The 25097-nt window shown below is 37.4% G+C and carries 28 protein-coding genes and 1 riboswitch; of the genes, 23 read left to right on the top strand and 5 right to left on the bottom strand.

The annotated features are described in order from the left end of the window. Window positions 1–16: 16 nt before the first annotated feature. Window positions 17–1279 (top strand): glycosyl hydrolase family 18 protein, encoded by a 1263-nt coding sequence (locus AMD01_RS16305; protein ID WP_053402510.1) that lies wholly within the window; start codon window positions 17–19, stop codon window positions 1277–1279. Between the two features lie 614 nt (window positions 1280–1893). Here AMD01_RS16305 and AMD01_RS16300 read toward each other — a convergent pair. Beyond that, window positions 1894–2175 carry a hypothetical protein gene (locus tag AMD01_RS16300; protein WP_053402509.1) on the bottom strand — a complete coding sequence of 94 codons (282 nt, stop codon included), beginning with the start codon at window positions 2173–2175 and terminating at the stop codon, window positions 1894–1896. Between the two features lie 204 nt (window positions 2176–2379). Here AMD01_RS16300 and AMD01_RS16295 point away from each other — a divergent pair, with 204 nt between their 5' ends. Together AMD01_RS16295 and AMD01_RS16290 are read left to right on the top strand one after the other, a co-directional pair. Next, window positions 2380–2589: a helix-turn-helix transcriptional regulator gene (locus tag AMD01_RS16295; protein WP_053402508.1), complete on the top strand. Its 210-nt coding sequence runs from the start codon at window positions 2380–2382 to the stop codon at window positions 2587–2589. Between the two features lie 2 nt (window positions 2590–2591). Further along, window positions 2592–2885 carry a hypothetical protein gene (locus AMD01_RS16290; RefSeq protein ID WP_245638976.1) on the top strand — a complete coding sequence of 98 codons (294 nt, stop codon included), beginning with the start codon at window positions 2592–2594 and terminating at the stop codon, window positions 2883–2885. Window positions 2886–2931: 46 nt separating this feature from the next. Here the strand turns inward: AMD01_RS16290 and AMD01_RS16285 are convergent, their stop codons facing one another. After that, a complete protein-coding gene (locus tag AMD01_RS16285; protein ID WP_053402506.1) occupies window positions 2932–3567 on the bottom strand; it encodes a hypothetical protein in 636 nt (211 codons plus the stop codon). 390 nt (window positions 3568–3957) lie between these two features. On the opposite strand from AMD01_RS16285, the gene AMD01_RS16280 reads away from it, so the two are divergent. The 6 genes from AMD01_RS16280 (at window position 3958) to AMD01_RS16255 (ending at window position 9147) form a co-directional block, all read left to right on the top strand. After that, the gene (locus AMD01_RS16280; protein WP_053402505.1) at window positions 3958–4509 is read left to right on the top strand and encodes an RNA polymerase sigma factor; all 552 of its coding nucleotides are present in this window, start codon (window positions 3958–3960) and stop codon (window positions 4507–4509) included. After that, window positions 4499–5263 carry a hypothetical protein gene (locus AMD01_RS16275; RefSeq protein ID WP_053402504.1) on the top strand — a complete coding sequence of 255 codons (765 nt, stop codon included), beginning with the start codon at window positions 4499–4501 and terminating at the stop codon, window positions 5261–5263. Before AMD01_RS16280 ends, AMD01_RS16275 begins: the two co-directional genes overlap by 11 nt. Further along, window positions 5257–6132 carry an ABC transporter ATP-binding protein gene (locus AMD01_RS16270; RefSeq protein ID WP_053402503.1) on the top strand — a complete coding sequence of 292 codons (876 nt, stop codon included), beginning with the start codon at window positions 5257–5259 and terminating at the stop codon, window positions 6130–6132. Before AMD01_RS16275 ends, AMD01_RS16270 begins: the two co-directional genes overlap by 7 nt. 1 nt (window position 6133) lies before the next feature. After that, on the top strand, window positions 6134–7372 hold the full coding sequence (locus AMD01_RS16265) for a hypothetical protein (protein ID WP_053402502.1): 1239 nt from the start codon (window positions 6134–6136) through the stop codon (window positions 7370–7372). Window position 7373: 1 nt separating this feature from the next. Beyond that, window positions 7374–8507 (top strand): ABC transporter permease, encoded by a 1134-nt coding sequence (locus tag AMD01_RS16260; RefSeq protein ID WP_053402501.1) that lies wholly within the window; start codon window positions 7374–7376, stop codon window positions 8505–8507. Between the two features lie 244 nt (window positions 8508–8751). Further along, complete coding sequence (locus tag AMD01_RS16255) at window positions 8752–9147, top strand: hypothetical protein (protein WP_053402500.1); 396 nt, start codon at window positions 8752–8754, stop codon at window positions 9145–9147. Between the two features lie 569 nt (window positions 9148–9716). On the opposite strand, the gene AMD01_RS16250 is transcribed toward AMD01_RS16255, so the two are convergent. Continuing rightward, complete coding sequence (locus AMD01_RS16250) at window positions 9717–10277, bottom strand: class I SAM-dependent methyltransferase (protein ID WP_053402499.1); 561 nt, start codon at window positions 10275–10277, stop codon at window positions 9717–9719. A gap of 287 nt (window positions 10278–10564) precedes the next feature. On the opposite strand from AMD01_RS16250, the gene AMD01_RS16245 reads away from it, so the two are divergent. The 5 genes from AMD01_RS16245 to AMD01_RS16230 all read left to right on the top strand — a co-directional run bounded on the left by AMD01_RS16245 (window position 10565) and on the right by AMD01_RS16230 (window position 14421). Next, the gene (locus AMD01_RS16245; RefSeq protein ID WP_053402498.1) at window positions 10565–11245 is read left to right on the top strand and encodes a DUF7003 family protein; all 681 of its coding nucleotides are present in this window, start codon (window positions 10565–10567) and stop codon (window positions 11243–11245) included. A 53-nt stretch (window positions 11246–11298) separates the two neighbouring features. Then, window positions 11299–11829 carry a DinB family protein gene (locus tag AMD01_RS16240; RefSeq protein ID WP_053402497.1) on the top strand — a complete coding sequence of 177 codons (531 nt, stop codon included), beginning with the start codon at window positions 11299–11301 and terminating at the stop codon, window positions 11827–11829. A 564-nt stretch (window positions 11830–12393) separates the two neighbouring features. Further along, on the top strand, window positions 12394–12948 hold the full coding sequence (locus AMD01_RS16235) for a hypothetical protein (protein WP_053402496.1): 555 nt from the start codon (window positions 12394–12396) through the stop codon (window positions 12946–12948). Between the two features lie 262 nt (window positions 12949–13210). Next, window positions 13211–13381: a YjcZ family sporulation protein gene (locus AMD01_RS23595; RefSeq protein WP_083446585.1), complete on the top strand. Its 171-nt coding sequence runs from the start codon at window positions 13211–13213 to the stop codon at window positions 13379–13381. 449 nt (window positions 13382–13830) lie between these two features. After that, window positions 13831–14421, top strand: a complete 591-nt coding sequence (locus AMD01_RS16230) for a hypothetical protein (RefSeq protein WP_053402495.1) — start codon at window positions 13831–13833, stop codon at window positions 14419–14421. Window positions 14422–14460: 39 nt separating this feature from the next. Here the strand turns inward: AMD01_RS16230 and AMD01_RS16225 are convergent, their stop codons facing one another. Then, window positions 14461–14733, bottom strand: a complete 273-nt coding sequence (locus AMD01_RS16225; protein WP_053402494.1) for a hypothetical protein — start codon at window positions 14731–14733, stop codon at window positions 14461–14463. A gap of 867 nt (window positions 14734–15600) precedes the next feature. Between AMD01_RS16225 and AMD01_RS16220 the strand changes: the two genes are divergently transcribed. The 6 genes from AMD01_RS16220 (at window position 15601) to crcB (AMD01_RS16195) (ending at window position 21615) form a co-directional block, all read left to right on the top strand. After that, window positions 15601–17004 carry an MFS transporter gene (locus AMD01_RS16220; RefSeq protein WP_053402493.1) on the top strand — a complete coding sequence of 468 codons (1404 nt, stop codon included), beginning with the start codon at window positions 15601–15603 and terminating at the stop codon, window positions 17002–17004. Between the two features lie 143 nt (window positions 17005–17147). Continuing rightward, window positions 17148–17978: an aldo/keto reductase gene (locus AMD01_RS16215; RefSeq protein ID WP_053402492.1), complete on the top strand. Its 831-nt coding sequence runs from the start codon at window positions 17148–17150 to the stop codon at window positions 17976–17978. Window positions 17979–18127: 149 nt separating this feature from the next. Further along, window positions 18128–19645 (top strand): murein biosynthesis integral membrane protein MurJ, encoded by a 1518-nt coding sequence (gene murJ / locus AMD01_RS16210; protein ID WP_053402491.1) that lies wholly within the window; start codon window positions 18128–18130, stop codon window positions 19643–19645. 121 nt (window positions 19646–19766) lie between these two features. Beyond that, entirely contained in the window at window positions 19767–20597 is an 831-nt protein-coding gene (locus tag AMD01_RS16205; RefSeq protein WP_053402490.1) for a hypothetical protein, read from the top strand. A gap of 149 nt (window positions 20598–20746) precedes the next feature. After that, a riboswitch (Fluoride riboswitch) is annotated at window positions 20747–20806 on the top strand. Window positions 20807–20863: 57 nt separating this feature from the next. Next, window positions 20864–21265 (top strand): fluoride efflux transporter CrcB, encoded by a 402-nt coding sequence (crcB, locus tag AMD01_RS16200; protein ID WP_053402489.1) that lies wholly within the window; start codon window positions 20864–20866, stop codon window positions 21263–21265. After that, complete coding sequence (gene crcB, locus AMD01_RS16195; RefSeq protein WP_053402488.1) at window positions 21262–21615, top strand: fluoride efflux transporter CrcB; 354 nt, start codon at window positions 21262–21264, stop codon at window positions 21613–21615. The genes crcB (AMD01_RS16200) and crcB (AMD01_RS16195) overlap by 4 nt, the downstream gene beginning before the upstream one ends. A 235-nt stretch (window positions 21616–21850) precedes the next feature. Here crcB (AMD01_RS16195) and AMD01_RS16190 read toward each other — a convergent pair whose 3' ends face one another. Then, complete coding sequence (locus AMD01_RS16190) at window positions 21851–22384, bottom strand: GNAT family N-acetyltransferase (RefSeq protein WP_211263407.1); 534 nt, start codon at window positions 22382–22384, stop codon at window positions 21851–21853. A 194-nt stretch (window positions 22385–22578) separates the two neighbouring features. Here AMD01_RS16190 and AMD01_RS16185 point away from each other — a divergent pair, with 194 nt between their 5' ends. The 3 genes from AMD01_RS16185 (at window position 22579) to AMD01_RS16175 (ending at window position 24977) form a co-directional block, all read left to right on the top strand. Next, window positions 22579–22965 (top strand): hypothetical protein, encoded by a 387-nt coding sequence (locus AMD01_RS16185; RefSeq protein WP_053402486.1) that lies wholly within the window; start codon window positions 22579–22581, stop codon window positions 22963–22965. 693 nt (window positions 22966–23658) lie between these two features. Further along, window positions 23659–24291 (top strand): hypothetical protein, encoded by a 633-nt coding sequence (locus AMD01_RS24780; RefSeq protein ID WP_053402485.1) that lies wholly within the window; start codon window positions 23659–23661, stop codon window positions 24289–24291. A gap of 149 nt (window positions 24292–24440) precedes the next feature. Next, entirely contained in the window at window positions 24441–24977 is a 537-nt protein-coding gene (locus AMD01_RS16175) for a hypothetical protein (RefSeq protein ID WP_053402484.1), read from the top strand. Window positions 24978–25097: the final 120 nt, after the last annotated feature.

Genomic DNA, 25097 nt, shown 5'->3' with positions numbered 1-25097 from the left:
ACTGGAGGGACCCTCAATGTTTGTATATAAAGTTCGGTCTGGTGATACGCTCTTTGCGATTAGTGCGAAATTTAGTTGTCCAATGGATCAAATTCGAATGGTTAACGGTCTAACAACGATTAATATTGTGCCAGGTCAGGCGCTTTTAATACCCCTTTATACATATACAGTCCAGCCTGGAGATACGTGGAGTGGAATCGTTCGTAGCACGTACGTATCAAAAAAACAGCTCCAAAAGGCAAATCCATCGATTAATCCATCACTCCTCTATGTCGGAACGAAAATCAAGATTCCCAGCATTTCCAACTACTTAGCTGCCACGATGTCTTATTATGGCATTCGAAATGAAGAAGCCGATCGAACGCTTATTGCTGATTTTGCGCCATATTCATCAGCAATTGCCATGTTTGAATATCACTTTGCTCCGAATGGTGATATTGTTAATCAGCTCAATGACCGAGTGGCCATTGAAACGTCTTGGAAAAATCGCGTCGTTCCACTTGTTACGGTTACAAATTTAAATGACAGCGGATTTAGCGGAGATTTAGCTCATGAAGTATTAAATAATCCGGTCGCCCGAACGAACTTGGTTAATAATATTTTCACCCTTGTGAATAGTCGTGGATACGGAGGAGTCAACATTGATTTTGAACAGGTAAGAGGCGAAGACCGCGATCTCTTCACCGGTTTTTTAGAACAAGTCCGCAAAAAACTAAATGCCTCTAAGTACGTTATGACGATTGCGGTTCCGGCTAAAACGAGCGAAGATATCCCGTGGCTTCAAGGCTATGACTACGGTGGAATTGGAGATGTAGTCAACTATATGTTCATTATGGCCTATGACTGGCACTACGGGGGAAGTGAACCAGGAGCTGTTGCCCCCATTGAGGAAGTTCGAAAAACCATTGAATTTGCGATTGATCGGGTAGAGCGTAAAAAACTGATTATCGGCATGCCTCTATATGGGTATGATTGGGCTCTTCCATATGAACAAGAAGCACCAGCCTCTGCGGTTTCCAATCAAAATGCATTGCTGCGAGCAATGAATAACCAAGCGCGAATTCGTTATTCAAAAGAAGCGCAGGCTCCGTATTTTCGCTATACGGATAAAGACGGAAAGCGTCATGAAGTATGGTTTGAAGATGTACGAAGCATTAGTGAAAAAGCGAAGCTTGTTCGTGAGTATAACCTCCAATCCATCGGCGTCTGGCAGCTGACTCTCGGCTTTACCGCAGGCCCGTGGATCTTACGGAAGTTTTTCACTGTCCGAAAAGTGTGAACAGGATGGCTATTTTGCTCTCCTGTTTTTTTCGTGTTTATTGATTTGTAAAAATATTACCTATCTAAATGACTATAAAAGAAGATTAATAAAAAGCCATGTGGGTACTTAGATTTATGATGTTATCCTCATTTTTGCATTAACTCATCTATTATAAATAGGTCTCTTAACAATCATATACATATTTATAACAACCTCATTACACAATCGTTCTTTCGAATGGTAATATATAGAAGTTGGAGGCGGTTTCGTGTACAAATATTTATCAGCTCTTTGCGCGTTAATAAGCGTTGTTTTATTTTACAGTCATCCTCTACCTTATTCTAGTTGGATCTCTTTAGCTATCCTTGTGGTCGGTAACGTTTTAGGTATAGTGAGTTTCAGAAAAGAACCGAGTTTCTTTGCGAATATTGCACTCACAGCCAATACCTCTGTTTTTGTTGTGTTTCTTTTAGGGTTGTTTGTGAGAGTATTTATTTGGAACCGTCCGTAGTTGTTTTTGTATGAATGGACATAAAAATTATAATTTTTTCAAAATAAACATTACGAAAAGCTCAGGGAGACAATAGATCCCTGAGCTTTTTGTTGCGGCCACACGCACGCCCTCGTATTCTTTAAACGGCTTCTTTTTCTTTTACAATACCAACGAACAAGACAATGAACCCTACCAAAAACATTACCGGAAAAAGACACCACATAATGAGTGCAGCCCAAGTGTTTCTAACTATAAATGCGTACGTTAGTCCAATTGAGAATGACAGGAAAGGGGCAATTGCAATCATAATTGTAATGCCCCAAATCATATACTTTCTTTTTTTGGACTTTCCTTTACACAAGTACGAAGCAGATAGTAATCCGATTATAACAATCGTTAATGCGACTATAATAGCTGTCAATCGTATTCCCTCCTTTATCGCGCAAGGTCATTATATGGCATAAAAAACCAATTCATTAATTTATTTTAACACGGATACGGATAAAAAGTTGTTGTTTTCAATGCAATTTGTATCATTCGTTCGATGTGAAAAATAGTTTACTTTTTGTAAAAAATATCTTACATTTAAAATAGAAAAAAATGGATATCAGAGAAGAGGAAGAGAATGCTCCAAAATAGTATTGCTATAGGTAGAGCAGAAAAGAAGTGGACACAGCAAGATTTAGCAAATGAAATAAACGTCAGCCGGCAGACCATTATCTCCTTAGAGAAAAACAAGTACAATCCATCTTTGGTATTAGCTTTTAAAATTGCTCATTCGCTTGGAAAAGAAATAACCGACGTATTTCAGTATGAGGAGGATGTGGAATCGTGAATATGGCCACAGGGGGATTTTTAACGTTAACTTTGCTGGTGATCATTTCTGAGCTTTACAAAATGACCTTTGAGCGAAACATGGAATCTAAGGATGAAAGAGGACAGCTGTTCATTCTCAAAATTAAGTCTTTATCTTATAGAGTGTTGACCGCTGGTATTGTCATTGGAGTCGTATTAGTTGCCGTAGTTGAGGTGATGAATAAAGAATATTTTATTTATTATGTTATGCTTGTGTTTTTTGTTCAAAGTATTTCTTCATCGATTTACCTAGCCTTTGTGCGAAGAACGTACTGATGTAAAAAAGCCTTCTCAGCAGAAGGCTTTTTGTCTGTTTTAGCGCTCAGTTTTTTTTCCCTTTCGGAAATATCGTGTAGGAAATGACGACTAAAATCTCAATACCTACAATTAACGTCCACACTTTGCTAATGTTGTTTGCGACCGTATTTTCAAAAGGAACAGCAACGGACTTTGAAAACCACAGATCGGCTAGCGTCTTTAAGGACGTAACGTCTGCCATTTGATCAGCTAAGCCAATAAATAGAATGATAAGTACATGCGCTACGATGAACACAGCCAAATGCCAGAGCAGTTCTTTCCATTGCTTTACTGCATAAGTCATACCGTAAAGTTCAGGCTTCTTTTCTTGGAGGGGAAGGGGCTCCCCTTTTATTTTTGCAACGGTTCTCTGTATAAAGGCATCTAGTTTTTTAAAGTCTGATTTGCCATAAGTGAACGCATAAATAATAAAAATAATCACGATGATTTGATAGATTGAAAATTTCCCAGTCTCCATATAGTCCATAAATCCAATTGTAGCGATCCAAAGATCATTAAGGATAAAGATAGCAAAAAAGAGAACGCTCGCTTTTTTAAATTTAAACCAATACCTCATAATTAAAAAGGTTAAAATTGAGACCCAAAAGACGATCTCACCAGCAATAAGAAAGAGCCATTTATTCTCCAAAATAAAATCCATTTTCTCTCCACCCCTCGTAGGTTTCAACATATGTCCTCGTGTTTGATCCAAATGTATGACCCCATTGCCTGCACAAGAAGAAATGTATTTCCTTCATAACCTGCATCAAAACTTGAGCGCTTACAGAAAAAGTGCTAAAAGCTAGTATGTACCGAAATATTGCATGACAATTTTCAAAATTACGATACTCGATGGGTCAAAGCTTTTTAAACGTTCAACTTAGCGCTCAACACCATTATATGGTATTTTTATGTTTTTTTGTAATTCTTTTTCAGCTATGATGAGGAAGTGTTTAATTTGATCTTTTTTTATAAAATACAACATTCCTAAAACTATTTCTGTCTCTTTTACGAATATATAGATGAACAACGAAAGTGAAGTGATAATGCAATGGATTTTGAAGGGCGATGGATTAGGAAGATACAACAACATGGTCATGAGGAGAGTGCCAACAAATTAATTAAAAAGTATTATAAAGAAATTTTCTCATTTGTTTATAAACAAACCGTTGATGAACAATTATCACAAGATTTAACGCAAGAAATTTTTGTTCGCGTTCTGCAGTCAATCTTAAATTTTGATCGCAAAAAATCTTCGTTTCGTACATGGCTTTATCGCATTTCTTCTAATCATATGGTCGATTATTTTCGCTCCAAATCGTATCGCACCACGAGACAAACGGTGTACGAAGAAGAGATTGAAATTGAAGGAATTGATTACGTTCTAGAACATTTGGCGACGAAGGAGGATATGCAGCTCGTCAATCAACTGCTTCAGCAATTTGAAGCTGAGGAGCAGCAAATTATCCGTTTTAAATTGTTTTTGGAATTAACTTTTCAGGAGATTTCAGGAATGCTCAATTTGCCCGAATCCTCTGTAAAAACAAAGTACTATACGATTCTTAAGAAGCTAAGAAAGGAGATGAAGCATTATGCCTGTTAAGAATAAAAGATTGTCCATACCTTATCCTTCAGACGACGAAATAGAAAAACAAGTAAACATGATTGTTGCGAAGGGACTTACAAAAAAGCTATCCTTTTTCTCCTCCCTATACGAGCTGATGCGTCAAGTCGGCTGGAGAGCCATTTTTATTAATCGTGTAGAAGGTCTAATCACCGGTATTTTAACGCTTATTGTTTGGGCTTATTTCTATCTAGGAAATCACACATCGTCTGCTGACACATCTCATTTTTACGTGCTGCTGTTTGTGCTATCGCCGTTAATCTTTATAAGCTTAATGCTATGTAGCTACTACTATAAAAAACTCGCACAAACATTTGAGCTGGAGATGACGACGAAATATACGATCTTTCAACTACTAGCCGTTAAAATGCTTGTTTTCAGTAGTGTAGCAATTATTATCAATATGACATGCGTATTTTTGCTATCACTTACATTTAATGTGGATGTGCTGCGAGGCATTTTATTATCGATGACGGGTTTATTTTCATTTTCTGCTGGTCTATTACTCTTTCTCATGTCTGGCAATTTTTTAAGAAGGGTTTTCGTATTTATGGGAGTGTGGGGGCTAGTAAATGGGAGTTCCTTTATCGTATGCGGGGAACAATATCAGTTCATCTTAAAAGAGCTTCCTAGTTTTGTATATGGAATTATTTTAGCCGTAAGCTTTTGTGTGTATATGATTTCGCTTAAGCACGTATTTAACCGTAAACAGGAGGAAGGTTTGTCATGTTAGTGTTGCAGAATGTTGAAAAAAGATATGGGGATTTTACCGCTTTACAAGCTATTGATTTAGAATTTAAACAGGGTATTTATGGTCTATTATCACCAAATGGAGCAGGGAAAACGACGTTAATTAAAATGCTTGTAACGCTTATTCAGCCGACAAACGGTCAAATCCTATACAATGGAAAACCAATTGAAGTGCTTGGAGAGTCGTACCGTGAGTTAATTGGATACCTTCCCCAGCAGTTTGGCTATTACAAGCATTATACGCCCGCAAAATATTTAACGTACTTAGCCGCACTAAAAGGAATGAACAAAAAAGAAGTAAAGCAACGAATTGACGACGTGCTTGAGAAAGTCGCGCTAACAGAAGTAAAGCATAAAAAAATGAGGAAGTTTTCCGGTGGGATGATTCAGCGCGTAGGAATTGCCCAAGCACTTCTAAATGATCCAAAAATCCTTATATTGGACGAGCCGACAGCAGGACTAGATCCGAAAGAACGAGCGCGTTTTCGTCATTTGTTATCTGACCTCGCTCGAAACCGTACCGTCATTATATCCACGCACATTGTATCTGACATTGAATCTATTGCAAATGAGATTATTATGATAAAAAATCAGGAGTTACTATATAAATCGCCCGTCACAGACATTTGCCAAACGTTAGAAGGAAAAGTGTTTGAAACGTCCTTATCGTTTGATCATCTACCATCGTTTCGAGAAACCTATTTAACACTGCAGGAAAAGCAGGAGCATGGAAAAATGCTTGTTAGGTTTGTGGCCAATAAACCAATCGATCCTTCATGGAACGCCGTTCATCCGCAGCTAGAAGACGTATTTTTAGCTGAATATGAAAATGAAAGCACGATAGGTCGGTAAGATGAACATTACGTGGCTCGAAATGAAAAAAGCACTATGCTCACCGGTGATCCTTGGTTTATTAGGAATCTTCATTGCATTTAATATCTTTACCATTGTAAGCGGAGCGTACCATAAGACTGAGTTGGGAATAGTGAATGAGATTATCGAGAAATATGGACTTCATTTTAATGACTCAAGTCTAAAAACAATGCAGGAGGATTTAAATAGAGAGGTACGCACAGTTAATTCTGGGTTTCAAGAAGCGCCTGCTTTTTTACATACGATGACAGCTGAAAAATACAACAAAGAATCAAAAAAGAAACAGCATGAAATTGACCGAATGGGTCTTATGCAAAGTTATATCAACATGGGAAAAGCGCTGGATCAGCGTTATTCGGAGCTGAAAGTAAATGAACTAAAAGAACCGATCATCCAGAGCTTTCACCTGCATGGAACAGCAAAAGAGTTGATGTCAAACGAGTATAAAAAATTAGGAACTCGTTTAGAGGAAATAAAGCACAACGAAGAGTATAAGCAGTGGTTTTTTGCAGGGACCTATCAAATGCATACTAAATTATTTCGCGATCTGTTGAAAAATATCGCGCTTGAAGGGATCATGCTTGTTGCACTGATGACCGCTCTAATTGCTAATTACGAGTTTGAACATCGATCTCACTTAGTAGCGTATAGTACAAAAAGAGGTCGTCATATCGTATGGAATAAGCTTGTGGCTACATTATTAATGACTATTCTGCTATTAATTCCATTGTTCGCTGTCAGTTTAGTAACTTTTTTTCACGTGTACGACTACTCCAGGTTATGGGGAGTTCAAATTAGCAGTGGCCTTAACTGGGAAAATAAGTGGCCGTACGTTACGTGGTGGCCGGTGGAATTCAAACAATATTTATGGCTCGCGATCGCAATTATTGTCATGGCGTTGCTTATCGTATCGATATTAACCTTTACAGTGAGCATGTTTGTGCGAAACAGTTATATCACGTGGATTACGGTGACATTATTACTAACTACGATCTTCATTCTTCCGTCTTTTTTTATAAAAATACCAACTCTGTTCATTCTGTTCAATTTTAATTTAACGTCCTTGTTATTAAATCCCCATATGTACTTTTCAGGATCATCAACGATTGAACCAAGATTTGAACATCAGGAAATGATTACGCTATTTATTTATCTTGCTATCGGTTTGTTTTGTGGTGCATTTGCAATCAGAAAGTTCTATAGAAAGGATATTGGTTAATATGCAGCTATTTTGGATGGAAATGAAGAAAATTTTCTCGTGGAAAATGATGATCTTACTTGCGTTTGTTAATGTTGTCCTTTACTTTTTACTCTTTAGCTTTCACATTGAATATTTTCCAAACGGTCGACCAGACAGAGATGATTTTGCTATTGAACAGAAGTTTATACCCAAATACGGAGCGAATATTAATCGTAAAGAGTACGGAGATTTTGTGAAGGAATATAATCAAAAGGTACAGCAGGCGGATACGTATTTAAAGAATGATCCTCAAGCAGATGATGCAGGGATTACATCCTATGAGAGCTTGAGACAATGGGATGACAATAATCAAAAGCAAAGTAATTATCATGATCTAATATTTTTTAAGCGAAGTATAGATGAATTTTGGGAGCTTCAAGCGATGGAGGGATCTATGGAGCAGTACAAATATAGAGTGGAACCAATCCAATCCGAAATGAAGTATGCAGAGAAGGGGCAAAAAAAACATTTTCAAACGATACTTGCAGAGAAAAAATACCCATCTTATACAGATACAGTATTAGAAAATTTTAATAATGTTAAAACTAACTTATCCATTATTCTTTTTATTAGTGTAGCTATTTTCATTTCTCCACTATTTTTAAGAGATCGTTTAAAAGAGTTAGAGCCGCTTCAATATAGCTCGAAAAAAGGGAGGAGAGTTTATCGAACGAAGTTGCTTGCTGGTTTAGCAAGCACGGCGATTTTAACGACTCTATTGTTGTTCGTTTACCTCTCTATATATGCGACAAATCATACATCATCACACTTTCAGCTGCCTTTACATTCAATGAGCAGTTACTATTGGTACGATGTGACGTTTTGGGAGTACATTGTTTGGTCTGTACTCGCTATCTGTTTTTCTTCTTTATTGCTTGGTACGCTATCAATGGCTATTTCAACCATTGTACCGAATACAATTGTACTGATAGGTGTGCAAATCCTCACAACGTTTGTCATGATTGCAGGGGTTGCTTTCTTTTTGATTGGAGATACGTTTAGCATTTTTCATCCCATTTGGTTTGTCCCAGCAGGATATGCTGTATTTTTTGTACTAGTAGTAGGTTTGATGATCGTTGTAGGGAAAAGAGAAGCGCGGCGTGATGTACTCTGATGGAGAAAAAAAGCTATCTAATGTATTAGGTTTTCGAGTACAAAAACCTAATACGCATACAAATTAGCAGGGGGGATAGAAGTTATGGTCGGTGTGTAAATATGCGTGCTAATTGCTATTAGGTTTTGTATGTTGAAAAAAGCAAACAGGTTTCTGGATATTTATGTTAAAATAATAGAAGAGCCATACAGATGACGAAGGAATTTACATATGCCCAGAATGCATTAAAGGGGAGTAGTTGAAGTTGAAAAAAATATCTTTGTTCATCCTTCTATTTTTGTTGTTAGCTGGATGCAGTTCTATTCAACACAATACAGACTTAGAAAAATCCATTAATTCTGTTGTACGAGATAAAAGTGAGAGTGAGATAAACCTAAAAAAACGAACAACTTTTGAATGGGATAAGGCATACCTGATTACGCCATACAGCACACAAGAAGGTATCGAAAAACAGTTAGGCATAGATTTTAAAGACCCCTCTAATATTGGTATGAGGGACGACATCTATCTGCTGGTTTTCCTTAACAAAGAAAAAGTGGTTCAATATGTGCAAATGGAACGTCAAGGAGCTTACTTTTTAATTGGTGAAAGGGCGTTTCTTACTCCAGAAGAAGATGCAGTGACTATTGAAAGACATTAAATGGATTACCCTTGTTATTGTAATGGTTGCTAATCATTAACAAAATAAGACGATAAAAAAGGCTCGTAGCCATAATGCTTCGAGCTTTTTTTTGTTCTAACGTCACTGCTAAAGTGTCTGCTAATTCAACTGAGAATTATCTTGTGAAAAGCATTGTTCATTCAAATTTTGCACCTCAAAACCGAACCCGTTAGATGATATCTGAGCATTTTTTTGTCTATTCGCTATTAACGAGTCGTTTCATTAAGTCAGTAAAACCCATGGAAATTGCACTTCACTCTGAAGGGTAAAAATGGAAAATGAAGAATTTTTATAAAATAGGGGAGGAGAAATGATGCTAAGTCAAAACAAAAATGGATTTAAAATTTTTGTTTGTATTATCCTTGTCTGCATACTGCTTATAAGTGTAGCGTTTCTTGTAGAGTTACATCATCTAATTAGCTTACTTGAAGAATATAAAGACATAGCGGATTCTCTTTTCTCTTATATGCAGCAAACTCCTTAGGCTTTGTACAAGCTTACAAAAGAAAATAACCCCCTTAATCGAAGTTAGATAAGGGGGGGTATTTTTACTTTTTCACCGCATCAACAATTAAAGATGGGAAAACTAATTGCTCGCCTTGATTTCTCGGATCATATTTCTTAGAGCGAAAAATAACGCCATCCGCACCATCCCAATCGTTGTAATGAAAACTCCCAGCTTCGTCACAGTATTCAAGAAGCGTAACATCGTAACCAGCGTCTTCAAACATGCTTATTAACATTTGGTAATGATAAACGATTTTATGATCAGCTGCTGCGTGATCCTTTGGTCCAGGGCCTCCAACCTGTACAATGTTCTGATAATCCGCATTTGGAAAATAAGCATCTGGTACTGCACAACGAATATAGCCAGATGGTTTTAAATAAGGAAAAATCATTTTGGCGGCCGTCACGCCTTCTTCATATGTAAGGTGTTCCCACACATGCTCTGCTAAAACAGCATGAATGGAGTTTTTTTCAAATCTACTATGCCACATACTTTTGTCTAATAAATTTAGCTCTTCTTCCTGCGTATGTATCCAACCTGGATTATTATTGTATTCTCCAGCCCCAATTACAATTTTAATGTCATTTAACGTGTTGTTCATTCAACAATGGCTCCTTTCAATTTGTACTCACTGCTGTTATTTCGACATATTGAGACTTTTTTCCTTTTACTATAAATATGATTGTCTACAATATTCTAAAAATCCTTTTATGGTATAATATGGGTTGTGATAAAAATAACGTACTTTGTACTATTTTGGTGTAAAGTTGCTTGGCAAGGATTCGGTCATCTAAATAGAGGTTTTTTCCTAACGTCGAGTTAATCCACTATCTCTCTACGAACTATTACGATATTTACTACATCACGTTATAAAAGGAGAACGTTAGTATGAAAGCAAGTGAAATTTTAACGAAGCTTGATCTTTATGCAGAGGATTATAATTTTCCGATTCTTGATAACATGAATTTTGATTTTGCACAGGGTAGACTGTCTGTTTTTCAATATCAGGACCAGTGGGCAATGATATTTGAGATTGTCGGGGTAGATCCGAATCTCAACATATCAAATGACCTCTTTGTTTATAGTAACACGAGCAACCCACAAGGATTAATTATAGGTTGCGACAATATCTTAACCTTACAGAATAACGCAGACATATTTGATGATGATGGGGATTTTTTAGTTTCTCCGTTCGACTTGAACTTAATAATTAACGAAAAAAGTGTTCATACTCAACCAACAGAAGAAGCATATACGCAGCTTGGAATTAAAACAAAACCATATACTCCAACGAATATGGTCCGTTATTTAAGTGTTACATACAAAGAGTATTTTTGGCTTGACGTTTCAATCTTGTTAAAAGAGGCCTCACTTAGCAATGAGTTCACGCTCTTTTATCAAACTGATGAATGGCAACATACGGATGAAGAAAAACCAAGCGAAAATGAATTCTTTCAAAGCCTAGCAAAAGCGATGGAACTAAAGGACGCATCACTTATTCAACGAAATGAACCGAACACACACTGGTCGCGATGGACGTGGAGTGATTTTGAAAAACAGGGAGAATGACCAACTTGTAATCTGTACAGCTTTATTTTGATCGCGAGTAGGGAGGACATGAAATGATTGATTATCGCATTCAGCCTATTGCTGAGTTCTCGCCGAAAATTGGAGAGCTAGTGTCGATGTTAGAACATACGAGGGCCGTCACCTTAGAAGAAATAAAGAATTTGAGCGAAGAAGAACTGGACTTTTTAGTTACACCAGAATCTAATTCCATTGGTGCGCTTTTACAACATATAGCGGCTATTGAATTTGTACATCAGGTCATCTCATTCGAAAATCGTGATCTGAATAAGAACGAGCTTGAAGAATGGAAATCCGCACTGGAGCTAGGAGAATCTGCAAGAAAAAACATTCGAAAACATACAATTAGCTACTACATAGAGGTGTTGACGCAAGTTAGAGCGAAGACAGTAGAGAGGCTTAAAGAACTTGACGACAATTGGTTGTTCGAGGAAAAGAAGTGGCCAAACGGCGTTCCTTATAATTATTACTACCTGTGGTTTCATGTGCTAGAAGATGAAATTAATCACCGTGGACAAATTCGAACAATAAAGCGATTGTTTGCAACGTCATCGAATATACAATAAGAAGAACAGGGATGGAGGGGACGAAATGGAATGGGTGGCAATGAGCTTAGCGGTATTATCGTACATTTTTGTGGCTGATATGATGAAAAAAAATAAGCAATTAGAAGCGAGAGTTCAGGAATTGGAGAATAAAGTTCAGTAGTTATTTCTATGAAATAGCCAAAAATCGGGGCATATTCAACAGAATATGCTCTATTTGTCTGTGGTGAAAATCTTTCGTTCATGATTCTTATGTAGAAAGATAAAAAAAAGAAACGATTTTTTGTAACGAAATGAAAGTGGCGAAGTTATATAGGTGAAGGGGGTGGAAGAGATCGACTTTGAAGAGGTTTACCAACAATATTTTCGAGAGGTTTATTTGTATCAACGACCATAGATTCTTTTAGAAAATGACGATGATCGCGCAACACATCTCACTATTTTTTTCTACCATATATGCAATCAGCAACTGTCGGAGTATAATTACAATAAGGAATAAAATGGGATTTTTTAATTTTGAGAGGCGAGAGCAAAATTGGTTTGAGGTGTTCAACATCTTTATTTTATTGGAAAGGAAGAGTTGATGTGGTAAAGTCTATTATCGTCCGAGCAGTGGTTCCATTCATCGTTTTGTGTTTCTTACTAGGCTATATGTATCCTTTTTCAAGTATTAGCGTTGCTAAATCCATTGCGTATGAACCAGATCAGGTATTCGTTAAAGAGTATGTTCATTCTTTGAAGGATCTAGATAAGATTCGTACTTTTAAAGATGAAGACACGCGTCTAGCGGTGAATATGATGATAAAAGAGTTGCATGCAAAGTGGGTGACAAGTGCTTCATCACTGAACATGGGTAAAAGTGAATTAAACGCTCAAATCATACAGCTCACGCACATTTATGATCAACTTCTCAAACTTCGAACAAAGCATGCACAAAATTATGATGAAAATACGAACGCTTTTTTGTTTCTTCTTATTGAGGATACAGATGCACTAAAAAACCAGCTAATGGACATTAGAGATACCGCGTTTTCGAGTCGAAGCGAATTACAAAGGGCACTTGGTAATGCACATATGGGCTTTGCTCAGTACCTTAATCGAACAATTTCCTTTTACGAGTGCTATGATGAAATGAAGTGAGGATGCTTACATAATGGTCAGCTTCCGCATGTAAAAATATTTTTGCGATGATGGAGAAAGGTGAAAATTGATTGGAAAACGTGATGCTTACCTATAAAAATGAAGGGTTTTCTGCTAATAAGCATCATGTATTGTATGCTTAATCATAAAAAACGTTAGTCAGCCTAGAAATGAACGTTGAATTTCATACAAGTTCCCAGAAGCATTTTCCGTTTTGATACATATGCTGAATGTATCCTAGAAAAAGGCGGAGGTGAAAGATATGGGAGCACATGGTTGTGATGGAGGACACGGTGGTTACGGATTTGGCAGTGGCTTTGCTTTATTGATCGTCCTCTTCATTTTATTAGTCATTATCGGTAGCACTTGGTCCGGAGGTGGATGTGGAGTAGGATACGGAGCTGGATGTGGCGGATATGGTTACGGTTGGTAAGTAAGAGGGTTTTAAACCCGATACAATAGTCAACCACTTCTAAAAAAGCTAGCAGCATGCTAGCTTTTTAAAATTGAATTTTGTTTCTCTCTAGTGAACGAAGGTGAGAGCAATTTTTGAAAGTCTATTGTCAGTCTTTGAGCTATTTTGGTAATCATCTTAAAGACATAATATGTGCATTTTTTGCTGCTAAATCACTTCAAATACACCTACTTTCTTCTATTGAAAATAAGGTGAAATGTAATCGATTTTATCCATTTATAGCGCTCAGTCGTTACAGAATAAGAAACTTATTTGATACGGTATATCGTCAATAGGTGAACCTTTTCATTTTTTACATAAAAACAGCAGCACTCTCAAACAAAAGTCGTAGAAAACCTCCTTCTAACGGAGGTTTTTTGTCTTTGTCAGTTCTTGAGATAATAGAAAAAAAGAGGAGATGAGGCTCGGTGTTGTTTCATTATCATTTTTGGACTCCATATGTGGAAGAAACGGAGAAGTTTTATGAGTCACTCGGGTTTTCAGTCGTGCAGCGAATTGGTCGAGTAGAAGGGACTTTTCAAACGTTTGATCCACCGTTGCAGTGGGAGGATTTTCGAAATCATGCGATTCAGTTTCGAATTATTGAAATGCGTAAGGACAAGATAAACATTACGTTCGGATACGGAAAACGTGTCTTATTCGATCATATTGGATTCCTTGTCTCAAAAGAAGAACATGATCACATTGTGGTTGATGCCAACAGCCTTCTTTGGAAATCTGATATTGATGAACGACGAACCTTTATTCAAACGCCGTATCGTTTTCGAATAGAGCTACAAACGCGCCAGGAAATGATTGAAGATGGCAGCTGTTCACTTCAAGGCATTACAATTACGTCCAGCGCAGGAGACTTGAAAACGTCACTATCTTCACTACTCGGAGAACTCTCAACAACCATTGAGCAAGCTGCGGGTGAAAAAACGATGTTAACTTTGGCACGTATGACAGGGGTAACAGCAAGCGTGGATCCAAACGGAGTAGTCATTCATCCATCATAAACGTAAAAGAGGCATCTGTCGCGAGATGCCTCTTTTACGTTACTTTTTATATTTAACCGTGTTCCACATGACTTTTTTTGTTGTAAGCGTACGTGTGCATTTGTTATTGCTGTTGTATTTCGTAATCAATTGAACAATTGTCCCTTGTGTTTTACCTGTTACTGCAGACGTTGGATGATGGAACATGTAGACACAGTCTTTTGTACGAAAGTGTCCCCCAAGACGATCTGTGCGACCACTATGTGCCGATGCATCCCCCATATTGGCAAATAATAAAATGGATACCGCTAACGTTCCAACTAGCTTTTTCATTTTTCCCTTCCCCCTATATATCAAATCTTCTTTATTATAAATAGAAAAATATGGGTTTTCAACATGAAAATAGGGAAAAAGTTGCTGTTATTAAGAAAAAAGAGGATTTTTAGCTCTAAAACAGGGTAATAAGAGACTAAATACCTAGTAAAAAAGATCTTTTTATTCAACTATTAAAAAGTCTGTATTCGTTTTTTAGTTGGTAGAAGAGAACTGGAAATAACAGCTAGTTTAAACCGCTTCAGTAGCTGGGTAATGTAAGCATGGGTATGCATATTTTCCCCCATTATAACAACAATAACGAATAGAGCAGTAAAAAAAATGCAGTTATTAGTTGGTTCATTTTCTAACAGGATTTACTTTTCAAAAAGGAGGAATGGAACGAGACGATAAAATTTTAAACTCACCTTTTTTTCGTTCTGGCCACGCTTATTTTTTTACAATTCAACAAGTTTATTTCACAACATGACCGTCCATTTACTAAAGAATACGAAACAAATTAAAAAAATTTTTCTTTTTGTTTAGTAAGACGAAAAAACGGTTTGAATATTCAGTCTATATGTGTTCTAATAGAAAAGTTTTCGAAGAGAAATGCTTAGAAACAATTGTACTGGGATTATTGTCATAGCAGTATCTATAGCTGTTTTCTAAACCACCTGATGACTGTTTACTTTCAGTAACCTTGTCAATGATTTTTCTTCAAAAAATTTAAGGAAAAAAATGAAGAGTCAGGATAACATTGGTTGACACACCGAAATTCTTCTTGCTTTTCGGTTTGACTTTGCCACTCAGTCTTGTATAATCGTATACCGTGACCGTCGGGACGGGATTGAAACATTATAAATTGAGAGGAGATGACGTAATAAATTGAAGTTCAACCAGAAAAAAATCAACGTTGTAGACATTAATAAAACAAAAAAGAGCGTGTTTGCGACAGGTGTCGGAAACGCAATGGAATGGTTTGACTTTGGTCTCTATTCCTATCTAGCTGTTATTATCAGTCATAACTTTTTCAGTGCTGTTGAAAATGAGCAACTTCAACTACTATTCACATTTGCAACATTCGCGATTGCCTTTTTAATGCGTCCACTAGGAGGTATTATCTTTGGTAAAATTGGAGATAAAAAAGGCCGGAAAACAGTTTTAACGATTACAATTATTTTGATGGCATTTTCTACACTTTTAATTGGCTTGTTGCCTACATACGATCAAATAGGTATTTGGGCACCGATTTTACTATTAGTCGCTCGTATCATTCAAGGTTTCTCAACGGGTGGGGAATACGCAGGAGCAATGGTGTATATTGCAGAGTCTTCACCAGATAAAAAGCGAAACTTGTTAGGAAGCGGATTAGAAATTGGTACCCTTGTTGGTTATATTATCGCTTCGCTGCTTGCAAGTATTTTATTTACGGTTCTTTCAGATGACCAAATGTCATCTTGGGGCTGGAGAATACCATTCTTACTAGGATTGCCGCTAGGATTAATTGGTTTCTACCTACGAAGCAGCTTAGAAGAAACACCTATCTTTGAGAATGAACTTGCTCATGCAGAAGAAGGGGACGAAGAAGGTTTTGGATCAATACTAAAAAATCACACGAGAGATATCATCGTTTGTTTTGTTGCCGTAGCGTTCTTTAACATTACAAACTACATGCTCCTTTCGTACATGCCTTCTTATTTATCAGAAATTATCGGTATATCAAGCACAGTAGGAACAGTATTAATCACAGTTGTGATGATTATCATGGTTCCACTTGCTCTTATGTTTGGTAAACTTAGTGATAAAATTGGGAACAAAAAAGTATTCCTTATTGGTTTAGGTGGCTTAACGCTATTATCAGTCTTAGCGTTCTACTTCATCAACTTAAAATCACTTGTGTTCGTTTCTTTAGGTATCTTCATCTTAGGTGTACTTCTTGCAACTTATGAAGGAACAATGCCTGGATCACTACCAACAATGTTCTTTACAGATATTCGTTATCGTACGTTATCAGTAACATTCAACGTTTCAGTATCAGTCTTTGGCGGAACAACGCCGCTAGTTGCAACATGGTTAGTAAAAGCAACAGGTAACCACTATGCACCAGCTTACTATTTAACAGCGGTCAGCATCATTGGGTTCCTCGTAATTCTGTTCTTATTTAAGAGTACGTCTGGAAAATCACTCAAAGGTTCTTATCCAACCGTTGAGTCTAAGTCTGAATACAATAACGCAGTTGAAAATCCAAAAGATTCATTATGGTGGCACGCAGAGCAACCAGAAAAATAAGTTTTCCAAAAGGGCGAGACAGTGATGTCTCGTCCTTTTTCTTCTATTATATATGTGTCATCTGAAAGCGTATCTTTCGTTCTTTTTCGGTTTTAGGCGTATACTAAAAATAGAAGGAACTAGACGCACAAGGAGATGGTGTTATGACAAGCAAGCATCTACAGGATTATACAATTTTACATAACGGTGTACATATGCCATGGTTTGGTTTAGGGGTTTATAAGGTAGAAGAGGGGCAAACTGCGGTTGATTCAGTGAGGCTGGCAATTCAACATGGTTATCGAAGCATTGACACAGCCTCCTTTTATAAAAATGAAGAAAGCGTTGGAAAGGGTATTCGTGAAAGCGGTATACCGAGAGAAGAGTTATTCATCACAACAAAGGTGTGGAATACGGAGCAGGGATATGACGAAACGCTCGCTACTTTTGACCAAAGCCTAACTAAGCTAGGTCTTGACTACATCGATCTTTATTTAATTCATTGGCCAGTGAAAGAAACGTTCAAAGAAACGTGGCGAGCGCTTGAAAAGCTCTACAAAGATGAAAAAGTGCGTGCAATCGGTGTAAGTAACTTCAATATAAATCATCTTGAACGTTTGCTTGAGGATGCAACCGTGAAGCCGATGGTCAATCAGGTCGAGTATCATCCGTTACTATCACAAGAGGAGCTTCATCAGTATTGCAAGGAGAACGGCATTCAGCTTGAAGCATGGTCACCGCTTATGCGAGGACAGCTTCTTGAGAACCCGGTGCTATTAGACATAGCAAATAAATATAGCAAATCCACTGCTCAAATTGTGCTACGATGGGATCTTCAAAATGGCGTTGTAACCATCCCGAAATCAACGAAAGAGCAGCGAATTGTTGAAAATGCGTCGATTTTTGATTTTCAGTTAACAGATGACGAAATGAAGCGTATTTCAAATTTAAATGAAAACAAACGCTCTGGAACAGATCCAGCAACGTTTGATTGAGGAGAAAATCCCTTCGCACGACGTGAAGGGATTTTCTATGTAACAGGCTTTCTCACAGTAGAATTTTCACATTTTAATTGCCTGCACCGCCTTACTTCCTTATAATAAGACAGGTACGTTCGATAAAATATTACGTAAAAGGTGTAGGTATGAAAAAATTTAAAGCAACGGCCATTTGGTCCATTCTTCTCGCTTTAGTGCTAAAAGTGTCAGGTCTTGCTCGAGAATCCATCGTCGCAAAAGAGTTTGGAGCATCAGCAGATACGACCGCTTATTACTTGGCGTTCTCATTTATTACATTAGCAACTGCAATGTTCTCTACCGGTTTTAACAATGTGTTTTTACCGATGTATGTACAAAGACGAAAGCAGGGAGAAGACGTATCAGATCGCAATGCAAATAGTCTTTTGAACATTACGATTGTCATCTTCGGTGTGATCAGCGTTCTAGGCTGGTTGTATGCAAAATGGTTCGTGCCAATTATTTTTCCTGGTATGTCAAAAACCGTTGAACCAGTCGCTGTACACGTAACGCAAATTTTCTTTATCTTTATGATTCCGATTGTGCTAAGCGTCCTGTTGGATTCCTATTTGCAGTCACGTCGCATTTTCGTTCCGTCGCAGTCTTCTAAATTAATTGCAACCTTTATGGCGATCGTATTTGCAATTTTATTCAGCCATACGTGGGGCATTGATGCCGTTGCATACGGTTTTGTAATTGGAACATTGATTGGTGTTGTAATTCAATTCCTCTATCTCGTAAAATCCGATTACAAATGGAAGCTAGAGTTTAATATGGATAAGGAGTTTAAAAAAGCGTTTGTTTTACTACTAATTCCATCACTTCTAAACTCGGCAGTTGGACAAGTAAACTTTTTAGTGAACAAGTCGTTTGCAGCAGGTACGTTTGATGCAGCGGTTACGTACTTAAATAACGCATCCATGATCGTAAGTATTCCAACGGCTATTTATTCGACCACCATTGTGGCGATGATCTTTACGCTGATGTCTGAGCAAACGCAGGACAAAAAAGCATTTGGTGATACGTTCTATCGTGGTATGGAAATGTCAACAGTCGCGCTATTACCGATTTCAATTGGACTTATCCTAGCGGGGGATTCCGTTATTTCTTTTATCTACGAGCGCGGAAAGTTTACAGCAGAAAATACGCACGGTACGTATATGGCACTCATTTGGTATACGCCAACGATCTTCTTCCAAGGAATGCAGCTGATTTTATCAAAATCAATGTATGCCAAAGGAAAAACATCAACCGTATTCCGAATCAGCGTCACAACGATTGTGCTAAACTTAGTACTGAACTGGCTGCTTGTTGATCGCTTCGGATATCTCGCATTAGCATTTGCAGCTTCAGCAGTATCCGTCTACTTCTTTGTCGTTTCAATGATTGTCGTGTACAAAGATTTAGGAAAAGACGAATTCAAGCGATTCATGCGCATGATACCTAAGGTTCTGATTCCTGGTGCGATCATGGGGCTAGCCGTCGCAGCCGTTAAATATCTGCTTCCGATCGGCAACTTATATTCACTTATTCAACTATGTATCCTTGGCCTAGTCGGCGTAATCGTCTACGCGGTCGCACTAAAACTTATTAATCCAACGGCGTTTCATCGTTTGGTTGGATTATCGAAGAGAAGAAAGAAGTAAAAATGATCTACAAGATGACTCCTATGAGAGTCATCTTTTTTTTGCAAAAAAACACTGTATAAATTTGGAATAATCATATACAATGGTAGTTGCTGTTAAAAAATAGAAAAAGAGGGGTCATATGAACAGAGTTTTAAAATGGTTGTGCTGCTTTGCATTCGTTATCGCACTAAGTACAGCGGGTATCACAGCATCTCAGGCTGCAAGCAAGGTTATGTGGGGGAAGTTAGAGTACAAGAGTGGCATGATCGGCAAGGTCACGGTTACGAAGGATACGACGAGATATGAAAAAAATACAAAAGGAAAGTTAGTGTCTGTTGGGAAAATGAAGAAGGGTGAGGAGTGGGGCGTCTATGCTTTAAAGCCTCAGCACTACGAATTAACTCGAAAAACATATGCGGTAAAGTCGGGTTCATTAAAATATGAAGTCCTAACAAAGTCAAAAATAGACCAAATTAAAGCAGACTCAAGAGTTATTACAAGTGGCTTAAAGCCGAGCACGAAATATGAATACCAATTTTCTTATCCTGGGTATGGACTGTATACGTCCAAGTTTATCGGACGCGAAAATGGTTATGACTTGTGGGATAGCTATGATTCACGAACAGGAAATAGGGAAACCTGGTGTTACTTTGAGAGTAAATCTGAATTTGTTTATGGAATCTATGAGTCTGATGTGGGTTCGTGGATCAAAATGCCGCTGTATTTAAACAAAAGCTGGTCCGATTACGTTGAGATGGGCTCTGATAAACTAATGTACTACCGAGTCACATCATTGTCTAAAACGGTGACTACAAAAGCAGGAACATTCCGAAATGCGATAGAAATTAAAGATTCATTTGGAAACTACTCTTATTATTATCCTGGAATTGGGCTAATCAAAAGCATTGGATACCAAAATAAGAAAATGGTTGTGTACGAAGAATTGTATAAAATGACAAAAGTTCGATAATAGTAGCCACTCCTATCAGCGGAAGCATATGTCGATCTTGTAGTAGATCAAGAAAGTAAAGCTAGGATTGAAAACGATCTTCAAACGATATAATCATCAAAACTCCTTCTTGATATTGAAACAAAATCATGTAAAATAAAAGTTAGACGAATACATACAGCGATGGAGTTCGCTATAAGTGCCTTCGGGCTGATGACTCCTACTCATTCTATGCAATGGGTAGGAGTCTGTTTTTTTGTCTATAGTAAAGGAAGAGGTGACACAACATGAAGGTTTTATTCGTTGGAATTGGCGGCATTATCGGGAGCTTGCTTCGCTATTATACGGGGGTTTTTACACATACATGGTGGGGAAGCGAATTTCCACTTGGGACATTGCTAATCAATTTGATTGGCAGCTTCTTTTTAGGTTGGTTTACATACCGCATTATTAAGCGAAACGTTCTTCACCCGGCGGTTGCGACTGGAATTGGAACAGGAATTGTAGGTTCATTTACAACTTTTTCGACGTTCAGCGTTGAAACCGTTACGCTTATGAAAGCTCAGCTGTGGGGGTTTGCTCTTTTGTACGTATTAGTAAGTGCGATCGGCGGTTTGCTTATGTCATGGGCTGGCTGCAAGCTTGGTAGTCAATCAGCGGGTAAAATGAAGGGAGGTCTTCCTTCATGACGGTTGTATGGATTGGAATCGGTGGATTTTTAGGAGCGATTTGTCGCTTTCTACTTAGCGGATGGTTTAATAAAAAGTCACGTGTAGGATTTCCATACGGAACGCTGTTCGTCAACCTGCTTGGATCGTTTTTACTTGGCTTAATCATGGGTATCGGCGTTTCATCTGGCACATACTCTTTTTTAGGCATTGGATTTATGGGAGCATTCACGACGTTTTCGACATTTAAATTAGAAAATATCCAGCTTCACGGCCAAAAGAAAGCAACCGTTTCGTACTGGTATTTGGGCAGTAGCTACATCGGTGGTCTTTTACTTGCTTTTATTGGAATGTGGATTGGGATGAAGTAGGAAAGGTAATGAGAAGGATAGTTAGCGTGAAACGGGGCTGATTATCCTTTTTTAGTTGACTAATTTTCATCTTAAAGAGATTTATACCCTACCTTATATGATAGAATTATTGACCACTGTATTGAATGGAGCCTTGCTTATAAAGGGCCAATAAAAAGAGAAAAGGACCCTCATCAGTATCGTTGATGAAGGTTCTTTGTCGTTTTTATTAAAGCTGTTTTAGTTGAAAGATCATTTATTCTTCATGATACTCCATCAGCCAGCAATCTTGATAGATGCCCTCGTGAAGTTCTTGCTTGGGCAGCAGCCTTACTTTTTTAAAACCACATTTCTCATAACAGTGAATGGCTCTTTCGTTTCTTGTTTGCGGGTCCATCACAATTCGGTCTGCTTTTTGTTGGACGAGCAAAAACTCAATCATTGACGTAACAAGTAATGTGCCCATTCCTTTGTTCCAGTAGGTTGTTTCTCCGATAAATTGATCTGTGCCGTAAACATTTTGACCGCAATACCCATACTCTTTTTTCTCTTCAGCCTCTAACGGATAGTATTGAATATAGCCAATCTCATTGCCTTTATACTCTACAATGCATTTAACTTCTTCATCATTTTCATCATAAAAAACCTTTCTGACTTTGTTTAAGTCAAATGGATTGTCTCTGCCTTCATAGAACTCAAGAACCGATGGATCCGATAGCCATTTTGCTAACAGAATATCGTCTTTATCTTCTAATGTTCTCACTGTTAAACCCTGATTTTGAAACAATATCACAGTCTGTTCCCACTCCCTATGTAGCTATCTAACCTATATTTTACCATAAAACTTTAACTATCTTTAAATGCGTAATTGCATAAAAAAGTAGCTTGTAGTCGTGGGTACGTATTTTGGTGAACCAATCAATCTTTGGTAGAAGCCTTTCTGTTAGCCTTAATAGAAGTAAACGGAAAGAGGGAGGTAGGAAAATGTCTGAAGGTGTAAGTGTAGCGATTTTTGCCATCTTTTTATGGGCACTTGCCATGTTTAGCCCCGAGTTTGCCGCTCATGCGACACGCGCTGTCCAAGCCAATGAGCTGAAAGAATATGCGATCCAGCAAACGGCTAAATACGGAGGATATACAAGCGAAGTGCAAGTAAAGGTTGAAAAGCGAATGAAAGAGTTCAACATGTCTTCTACTGATTGGGAAGTGATCCACCCAGCGAATGCGGTGAACATGGACCAAACGTTTGAAATTGAAGTACGAGGTAAGTATGAATATCGTGTCTTTAATCTGTTAGGGACGGGTGTAGGACATAAGGATGTACCTGTGAAAGCAGTGGGATCTGGATTAGGGCAAGTTCTGTATAGGTAGATGGAAAACTAGTGCCTAATATTAATAGAAAGATTCATTAGAATGAATTTTTTCTATTAATAGTGAACGCAAGACTAACACAACGATTATTTTATTCGTTAGATGGATATACTAAATAACTTTATGTATAAATTGAACTAACGATTGTTATACTAAGGATACCAAGAAAAAACATTGTAGAATTTCAAAAAAAGGACGTAAAAACTCTTTAATTGAGCTTTTGAAACTTATTTTTTAAAAACTAAAAAAGCCTTCCGACACTGTCGTTAAAGGCTTTTTGGGCTATCTATCATAATACAGCAATGGCTTTAATGGAACTATGACCGTCGGACACGCGACAAAATCGCGTGTATAATCATAATACAGCAATGGCTTTAATGGAATTATGACGGAATTTCACTTGGTGATTTCGCCAATTATATCATAATACAGCTATTATTAGTCAGCAGAAATAGGTATTATAAAATCACAAGTGAAGTCACAGCCCCATGTGACTTTACTTGTGATTATTAACTGCTGTAAACCCTTGATAATACTAGAGGATTAATACCGACCTATAGTAATTATTAAAATTTGTGCTTAATAAGGCCATTAAACCCTTAATTTTCAAGGTTTTATTAAAGTTGTTAACCACATGACGATATTTGTATATATGGTAACAGATTAGTAGATAACTTAAGGGGGCATTACATAATGGCTAAGAAAGAAAATGTTAATAAACCGTTCTATAAAAAATGGTGGGTCTGGGTTATAGCTGCTATTGTCTTATTTCCTATAGTTGGAGGTGGAGGTGAAGAAGAAACGACAGAAAAGGCAACAACAGACGTGAAGGAAGAGCAGCCAAAAGAGGAAAAGAAAGAAGAACTTAAAGCTGTAGATCAAGAGGCATTTAAATCCTATGCTAGTAATATCACTGGTGGAACTTTTATAAAGAATATTTCTGTCACTGACAATAAAGGGCTTGTGGAATATTACGGTTCTTTTGAAGAATATAAACAAGCTAACCCAAACAGTAATTTAACAGAAACAGACTATAAAGGTTATTTTGAAACTGGTGATGCTATTGAAAAGATTTTAGTAAGTGAAAACACCAGGTTATTACGTCAGTTCCCTGAATTAACAGCTACTTCAATGGCATTGCCTTATGGTGGAAAAACTTACTCAATAGATTTAGAACGTAAAGAAGTTAACGAATATTTAGGGTTTAAGGTTGAGGAACTAACCCCAGGTGCTGACGGTTCATGGAATAAGGACTTTAATGACCCTATTGTTTATGATGACGCTAACCGTAAAAAATTCTTTGGTAAGTTTGTAGAGGTAAAATAATAATCTAAGCGGGGGTTAAGTTTATTCTTAATTCCTGTTTTTTATTTGATTAAATAGGTAATGTCTTGTTAAAAAACGCTTTTGAAAGGTTTGTTCTTAACTGTAGATTATTACAAAATATGTTAAAATAAACCAAAGGGAGTGATTTTATGAGTGGAATATTAAAAAAGTTTAAAGGTTTTTGGTTATACTCTGTTATATTAGGTTTAATGTCTACTGTTATTTTATTTCCAACAAGTACTACTTTTGCTAGTGCAAGTTCGTCTTCTAGCAGCGTAATTGTTCCTGATCACATTATTTATCTTTCTGATGAAGAGTATAAAGATTTAATAACTAGCTTTGAAGAGGAGAATAATGAAAGTCAAATCTCAATTCAAGGTATCAAACCAGCACAGGAAAAAACAGATTGGGGAAGTTTGCTTTCACGGTCCACCTTTACCGGGAAAAGTTCTGGAGGAATAAAGCAATATACAAACAGAGGTAACGAAGCTAGTGCACACATAGAGTTTGGTAAAATAGGCGGTGGAGGTGAAGTTACACAATACGTAAATGGCACAAAGGTAACGTACGTAAAAAAAACCCCTAGTGGGGATGTAAGGTTATATAGAAGCTCCAGTGAAACGGATGGCAATAACAGACCTACCATTTCATTCTTAAAAGACAAAGTAAGATTTTTGGGAGATTAATCTAAAGGGAGGATGTAAGATGGATAATGAAAGATTGGTTATATGGGAACCTTTGGAAGAAAATCCTTTTTGCAGATATACAAATGAAATGCAGTTTGTAGAAATGCACTATCAAAAAGA

Origin of the sequence: Priestia koreensis (genome assembly GCF_001274935.1) — a bacterium.
GTDB classification, from domain to species: Bacteria; Bacillota; Bacilli; order Bacillales; family Bacillaceae_H; genus Bacillus_AG; species Bacillus_AG koreensis.
Note: the sequence above shows the minus strand (reverse complement) of the source record. Positions and strands in the feature narration are given on the sequence as shown.